Here is a 6,859-nt window from a genome sequence, read left to right on the forward strand (position 1 = left end):
AACCTCAACCATTGTCGCTGTTAAACGAGTCGTATTAATTGGGTTTCCTGCGATCATTGGTGCAACAATTACCGATTACTTAAAATAGTTCTAAACTGCTCCACTTCATTGGTGCTAAATAATATTCAAAACTAATCAAATATAGACAAGGGGCTTGAGAGCTCCTTGTTATTTCCAATAGATACCCAAAGCTAAAAATATTCAACTTGCATAAAGCAGTTATGATTTATAACTGCCCAATTTCTACCTGTAATTCTTCCACTAAAAACAAGCTTGTCATCAAAGATGGCCGCTACAAACGAGCCTGTGACTCTCGAAAAATTCAGCGATTCAGATGCAAAGTCTGTGGAAAGAAATTCTCTCGAGCGACTTTCAGTTTTGAAAGGTATCAAAAGAAGCGACGTGTGAATCACCGAATTTATCGCATGCTCTGTGATCGCTCCTCCATGAGAAGTATTTCTCGCGAACTCAATATCAACTACAAAACAGTCGCAAGAAAAGTTCAGTACCTAGCGGAAAAATCACGTAGAAGGCAGAGAAAGTTTTTGAAAAAACTAGAGAAGTCTCAAGTTCAAAATATGCAATTTGATGATCTGATAACTTTAGAGCATACCAAGATGAAGCCTCTAAGTGTAAGTCTTGCAGTAGACAAGAAACGTCGCTTTATCCTTGGAGCGGAGGTTTCAAGGATTCCCGCCTTTGGTCATCTCGCCAAGAAATCAAAGAAGAAATACGGTTATCGAGAAAATCACCATGAGCGAGGGCTCAATCGTTTGATGGGAAAAATATATCGAACGATTGATAGAGATGCTTTGATTGAATCTGATGAGCATAATACATATCCAAAAATCGTCGCAAAATATTTTTCCTCACAAGAGCACAAACGCTACAAAGGAGGAAGATCTTGTGTGGCAGGACAAGGAGAACTCAAGCGCCAGCACTTCGACCCACTTTTTACACTGAATCATACATGCGCGATGTTTCGTGCTCATATCAATAGACTTATCAGAAAGAGTTGGTGCTCAACAAAGAGAGTCGATATGCTGCAAGCGCATATCGATATCTTTATTTGTTTCTATAATTTGGATTATTTGGGTGGACTGAACCCCATTTAAAGGAAGCAGTTTAAAAAGTGGACCAGATTTGGCTGTTTTTGAGAGTTGTCGATAATAATATCGGATTTCTTGGCCTTCTCATCAATTGGCATTTGCTTAGAAATAATATTCCTCGCCAATTCTTCAGAAATCCCATCCCTTATAATCAACCTTTCAAGTTGCACCTCAACTGGGCAATAGACCGTAACCGTCACATCGACAAGCTTATCTAAACCCTTTTCAAAGAGAAGGGGAACATCATAGATAAGAATCTGTGGGTCTTTAAAACTATGATACTTCTTCAGAAATGTTTCTGGCATTTGAGAGTAGATAAGTTTCTCTACATCTTCTTGAATCTTTTTGTCTCCAAAGAAGAGCTCTCTTAATTTTGAAAAATCAATTTCTTTCGCTTTAAGAACGCTAGGGTAGTGACTCTTAAGATGATCAATTGTTTTTTGGGACTGATAAACTTCTTTAACTAGTTTATCGGCACAAATTACGGCAAGACCCTTATCTTCTAAAATTTTACTGACCGTTGATTTCCCTGTCGCTATTCCACCTGTTAGGCCTATGACTGGACAGTCGACTTGATATAATCGGGACTCGGGTGTCTTTGAAATAAATTGTTGTTTAAGAGTAAACATTACTCACTATCACTTTGTTTCTTCTCGTTATATTTAACTTCTTGCCAGAGATGTTCAAGCTCAGATTGAGAACTTTCTCTAAGTGCAATTCCTCTTTCTTTCGCCATATCTTCAACTTGATTAAAGCGATTCTTAAATTTTACATTGGCATCGCGAAGGGCAACTTCTGGATCTATTTTTAGGTGTCTGGCAAGTTGAGCTACAGAGAATAGGAAGTCTCCAAGTTCTTCTTTAACTCTTTCATGGTTAAATTTTGGAAAAGGAGCAAGTTCCTCTTTAAGTTCTTGCCACTCTTCTTCAACTTTATAAACTACTTGAGTTGCATCTTCCCAATCAAAGTTGATCTTTCCTGTTTTCTTTCCAATCTTTGCAGAAGATGTCAGTGCAGGGAAAGCAAGAAGGTCCTTATCTATTTCGTATGCCGGTTTAGAGTCAGCTTTTGCTGCTCTTTCTTCACTTTTAATTTCTTCCCAATTCTTCTTTATTTGATCGACATCCTTAGTTTGAATATCTCCAAAAACGTGGGGATGACGTCTTACCATCTTATCGGCAATTCTCTTTGAGACGCTTTCAATATCAAATTTACCAGCTTGCTTTGCAATGACAGAGTGAAGTACGACTTGAAGGAGAACATCTCCGAGCTCATCTTCCATCTGGTCTGTATCATCTTCTTCAACAGCATGCATGAATTCATATGATTCTTCCATCAAGTATTTTAATAATGTGCGATGCGTCTGCTCGAGGTCCCATGGGCAACCATTTTCTGGGTCTCTTAATTTGGTGACAACTTCATTTAGTCTTTCAAATTCTTTTAATGACATTTTTACTCCGCAGCATATTATGGTATGGTAGATACTCAATTTAAACTAATTATAACAAGCTTGATGATGAGAAGAAAACAGATTCAACATAAAAACTTTCATGTGACACTTCACGACAATGCACGAACACCGAAATGGGGATGGGCAAAGTCTGTGAAAATTATTGAGGACTCTTTAGAGGTCATGGAGAAATTCATTTACTCTAAGGAAACTCTTATTAATAAGTCTCAGCAGGATAAAATTGAACTGGATGTTCATTTCTGTGGTGATAGGAAAATGAGAACTCTCAATAATGATTTTAGAGGTAAGAATAAGACAACTGATGTTCTTTCTTTTCCTGTTTTCGAATCCCTTCGTGCTGAAAGTGATGAATTCGTTTTTCCTGGACCGGTGCATATTGGTGATATTATCATCAGCCGTGATGTGGCCATTAAACAAGCTAAAGAATTTAAATTAGCAGTAGAGCAAGAAGTGATTCACTTACTCATACATGGTTTTCTTCATCTTCAGGGATGGGATCATGAGATATCTGATAAAGAAGAAGAGATTATGCAGGCCCACGAGAAGAAGCTTCTTGATAGAATTAGAAATCAAAGAAAAAAGGCATAAGTAATGGATGAGAAATTAGGAATTCAACTCTCTGAGAAGAGATCTGAAATGAAGGCATATGAAGAAAAGATGACTAATCTGAGGAGGTCACTTTGACATCGAAAAGAAGAAACATCGCCTAGACGAAATCTCTGAACTCGAGGCCATGCCTGGTTTTTGGGATGACTCAACTAATGCTACTAAAGTCCAAAAAGAAAAGAACCTCCTTCTAGAGGTATATAACACTTACACGGCCCTTCAAGAACTCTACGAAGAATTTGAAATTTTAGATGAATACGCAAGCGAAGGGGATGAAGAATCTGCTGAGAGTGCGATTAAGGTCTTTGAAGACTTTATTGATGGATTCAATAAGGCCGAGCTAAAAGTTTTACTCTCTGGAGAAGCTGATCCAAATAATGCCGTTGTTATGATTAATGCCGGTGCAGGTGGAACAGAATCTTGTGACTGGGCAAGTATGCTCTTTAGAATGATTACAAGATGGGCCGAACAAAAAGGTTTTAAATATCAGGTCCTAGATGTTCAAGATGGTGACTCTGCAGGTATTAAGTCTGCAACAGTAACTATTGAAGGTAACTACGCCTATGGAAATCTCAAGTCTGAATCAGGAGTTCATCGATTAGTAAGAATTTCTCCTTTTGACTCGGCCAATAGAAGACATACCTCATTTGCCTCTCTCTATGTTTCACCTGAAATTGATGATGATATTGAAATTGAAATTAATGATAAAGATTTAAAAATTGATGTTTATCGCTCTGGTGGTGCAGGTGGACAGTCGGTAAACACAACTGACTCTGCTGTTCGTATTACCCACCTTCCGACAAATACTGTCGTGACTTGTCAGAATGAGAGAAGCCAGTTGCAAAACAAGGCTCAGGCCATGAAAGTCCTTAGGTCGCGTCTTTATGAGCAAGAGCTTGAGAAGAGAAGAGAAGCGGACAATGAAGCAGAGGCCCAGAAAAAAGATATTGCTTGGGGAGCTCAGATTCGCTCTTATGTTCTTCACCCGTATAAAATGGTTAAAGACCACAGAACAAATTTTGAAATGGCACAGGCCGAAAGGGTTCTCGATGGGGATCTCGACGGATTTATGGACGCCTATTTAAGATGGTCTGTAAGTAGTGAGGAAGAAGCTTAGTGAACTTTTTGGCCCTCTTTAAAGACTTTAACTTACTCTTTTTCAGAGATAAGTCTTCAAGACTCTTTGTCCTTGCGACAATACTTGGGCTCTCTTTTTCACTCTCAATTATTCTCAGTACTCTCGGTCTTATGGATGGCTTCACTAAGAAATTAAGGGAGTCTCTTAACTTAGGACATGGAGAGATCGTTCTCACAAGTCAGAAGGGTTTTTTTAGCCCCCATAGTTCTGACTTTGAAGGGCTAGACCAAGTAGGAATAGATAAAATCTCATTCCTTGTAAGGACGCAAAGTTTTGCCATACACAATACCAAGGGAAAAGCTGTCTTTGTCCTTGGAGTTGATTCAAGCTTTGCAGATATTAATAAATCATTTACACCACCAGCTTCTGGTGAAGTTGTTATCGGAAGTTCTCTCGCAGAAAACCTCGGTCTTAAAGTTGGAGAGGATATCTCCCTGTCTTTTGCGGCCGGAAGGAGTGGGGACAAGTATCTTCCAAGTAATGCCAGCCTAAAAATTAGGGAGATCATTAACTTTAATATGCATAAGTTCAATGATCGCTTTGTCTATGCCAATCGCTCTGATGTGCAACGCTTTATCGGTGTTGAGGGGCTTGCTAATGTGGCAAATTTAAAAGTTAAAGAGGATATGACGAGCTATTGGAAGATTGTTGATGTTGTCGATAATCTTCGTTCTATTTTCGTCTATGAGTATAATGTTATGCCTTATTGGGCCGAGTTTAAAAGTTTTATTGATGCTGTTGAATATGAGAAAACGATGATTTCTATTGTTCTATCAGTTGTGGTTGTGATTGCAATATTTAATTGCTTGGCCTTTATTGTTTATTCTAAGCAAAAGAAATCAAAAGAAATCTTTTTACTCTTTTCAATTGGACTCTCTCCAAGAAAGTTTAGAAAGCTTTGGCTACTTCAAAACTTCTTTATTTGGTTTGTTTCAATTATTGTGGCCTTAGGATTTGTTCAGCTATTTAACTACGCCCTAGGAAACTGGGATATATTCGCACTTCCAAAAGATGTTTACCATCTTGGAAGAATAGAGGTCCATCTTTCAATGATTGATCTCTTTGTGGTGACTTTTTTATCTTTCTTAGTCATCCAATTTTTAACATGGCTTGTTCTGAGACTCTTTGTTTCCAAGTCATTGGCCTCAGGGCTAAGAGAGGAGTTTTCATAATGTCATTTATTGATGCTGTTGATGTGACTAAAACATTTGGTAAGAATCATGTTCTCAATAAAGTGAATTTTCACCTTGAGTCTGGAAGCAAATGTGTCATTAAGGGAGCCTCCGGATCAGGGAAGTCAACTTTTCTCTATATTGTTGGCGGACTGGAAAGATTAAGTGGCGGTAAAATTCATGTGGGGCAGCATGACCTGACGAGAATGAATGATGATCAATTGGCAAGCTATCGCAATGAAGAGGTGGGATTTGTCTTTCAATTTCATTTTCTCTTATCTTCATTAAGTAATCTTGAAAATATTCTTCTCCCTGCAAGACTTGGAAAGAAGAATGTGGCCGAGATTGAGGCCTATGCTAGAAATCTTGCGAAGCGTCTTGGAGTTGAGGAGTGTCTTAAAAAGTTTCCTTTTGAAATTTCTGGCGGACAGCAGCAACGAATTAATCTCATTCGTGCCCTCTCAATGAAACCATCTCTACTGCTCTGTGATGAACCAACGGGGAATCTCGATTCGGCGAACTCAGAGATCGTGACAGAGCTACTCTTGGAGCTTTCTGAAAAACAGGGGACAACTCTTTTGGTTGTGACTCATGACGAAGAGGTCTCTACGCACTTCAAAACTGTCTATCATATGGTTGACGGGGTGCTTTCTCAATAATTTTAAGATGCGTAGCGCTAGATAAATTCTTTGTAAGATCGTGTGAATATTGATATTTTTCATTACTAGAGTATTTTTATCCACTTGGATACAATTCCTAATCATGGAGTTTAGATGAGTAACTCTTGGAAGAGTTTTATCAATATATTTTGCATTATCCTATTTTCTTTTGCTGCGGCAGGAGAAATTGGACCTGAAAAGAGTCTATTTAAAATCAAAGATATCGTTATAGATGGTCTTAAAAAAGTAGAGCGCGAAGCTGTGCTTGAAAAGATTTCTGCCCGCAAGGGAATGACTCTGACGAATTATATCCTTAAGCGTGATATTCAAAAAATTTATCGTCTTAAGTATTTCGAATCGGTTGAAGCCCATAGGCAAGGAAATAACCTGGTCTTTAAGGTCGTTGAAAAGCCAATTATCGCAAAAATTGTTTTCCAAGGAAATGACGAGATCGATCGTGATGACCTGACTTCTCAAATCAAGTCTCGTGAGTATGCGATCCTTGACGTAAACACAATCAAGTCTGATGTTAAGTCAATCTTAAAGCAATACGAGGAAAGGGGTTCTACCTGGCCTCTGTTGATTACACTCTTAAAAAAGTAATCAAGAAACGTGGATCTTATTTTAAGATCAAAGAATTTGATAAGGTTCGAGTTAAGAAAGTTACTTTCCTAGGGAACCAGGCCTTCTCTGATGATGAGCTT

General features: G+C 38.4%; 8 protein-coding genes. 6 read left to right on the forward strand and 2 right to left on the reverse strand.

Annotated features, from left to right (window positions below):
- Nucleotides 1-221: 221 nt before the first annotated feature.
- Entirely contained in the window at nucleotides 222-1,115 is an 894-nt protein-coding gene (locus tag M901_RS12345; RefSeq protein WP_021278545.1) for a hypothetical protein, read from the forward strand.
- On the opposite strand, the gene coaE is transcribed toward M901_RS12345, so the two are convergent.
- A complete protein-coding gene (gene coaE, locus M901_RS12350) occupies nucleotides 1,112-1,738 on the reverse strand; it encodes a dephospho-CoA kinase (RefSeq protein ID WP_021278539.1) in 627 nt (208 codons plus the stop codon). The genes M901_RS12345 and coaE overlap by 4 nt on opposite strands.
- Nucleotides 1,738-2,559, reverse strand: a complete 822-nt coding sequence (gene mazG, locus M901_RS12355) for a nucleoside triphosphate pyrophosphohydrolase (protein ID WP_021278543.1) — start codon at nucleotides 2,557-2,559, stop codon at nucleotides 1,738-1,740. The genes coaE and mazG overlap by 1 nt, the downstream gene beginning before the upstream one ends.
- A gap of 63 nt (nucleotides 2,560-2,622) precedes the next feature.
- Between mazG and ybeY the strand changes: the two genes are divergently transcribed.
- From ybeY to M901_RS12380, 5 genes are all read left to right on the forward strand, one after another.
- On the forward strand, nucleotides 2,623-3,168 hold the full coding sequence (gene ybeY / locus M901_RS12360) for an rRNA maturation RNase YbeY (RefSeq protein ID WP_021278542.1): 546 nt from the start codon (nucleotides 2,623-2,625) through the stop codon (nucleotides 3,166-3,168).
- Between the two features lie 21 nt (nucleotides 3,169-3,189).
- Nucleotides 3,190-4,303 (forward strand): peptide chain release factor 2 gene (gene prfB / locus M901_RS12365; protein WP_157679995.1). Its coding sequence is split into 2 segments (ribosomal slippage): nucleotides 3,190-3,261 and nucleotides 3,263-4,303, totalling 1,113 coding nucleotides; the frame shifts between segments, so codons are not numbered across the junction.
- Complete coding sequence (locus tag M901_RS12370; protein WP_021278538.1) at nucleotides 4,303-5,496, forward strand: ABC transporter permease; 1,194 nt, start codon at nucleotides 4,303-4,305, stop codon at nucleotides 5,494-5,496. The genes prfB and M901_RS12370 overlap by 1 nt, the downstream gene beginning before the upstream one ends.
- The gene (locus M901_RS12375; RefSeq protein ID WP_021278540.1) at nucleotides 5,496-6,155 is read left to right on the forward strand and encodes an ABC transporter ATP-binding protein; all 660 of its coding nucleotides are present in this window, start codon (nucleotides 5,496-5,498) and stop codon (nucleotides 6,153-6,155) included. The genes M901_RS12370 and M901_RS12375 overlap by 1 nt, the downstream gene beginning before the upstream one ends.
- A gap of 114 nt (nucleotides 6,156-6,269) precedes the next feature.
- Nucleotides 6,270-6,758, forward strand: coding sequence for a POTRA domain-containing protein (locus M901_RS12380; protein ID WP_021278541.1), 489 nt, complete (start codon nucleotides 6,270-6,272; stop codon nucleotides 6,756-6,758).
- Nucleotides 6,759-6,859: the final 101 nt, after the last annotated feature.

Source organism: Bacteriovorax sp. DB6_IX (genome assembly GCF_000447775.1).
Taxonomy (GTDB): Bacteria; Bdellovibrionota; Bacteriovoracia; order Bacteriovoracales; family Bacteriovoracaceae; genus Halobacteriovorax_A.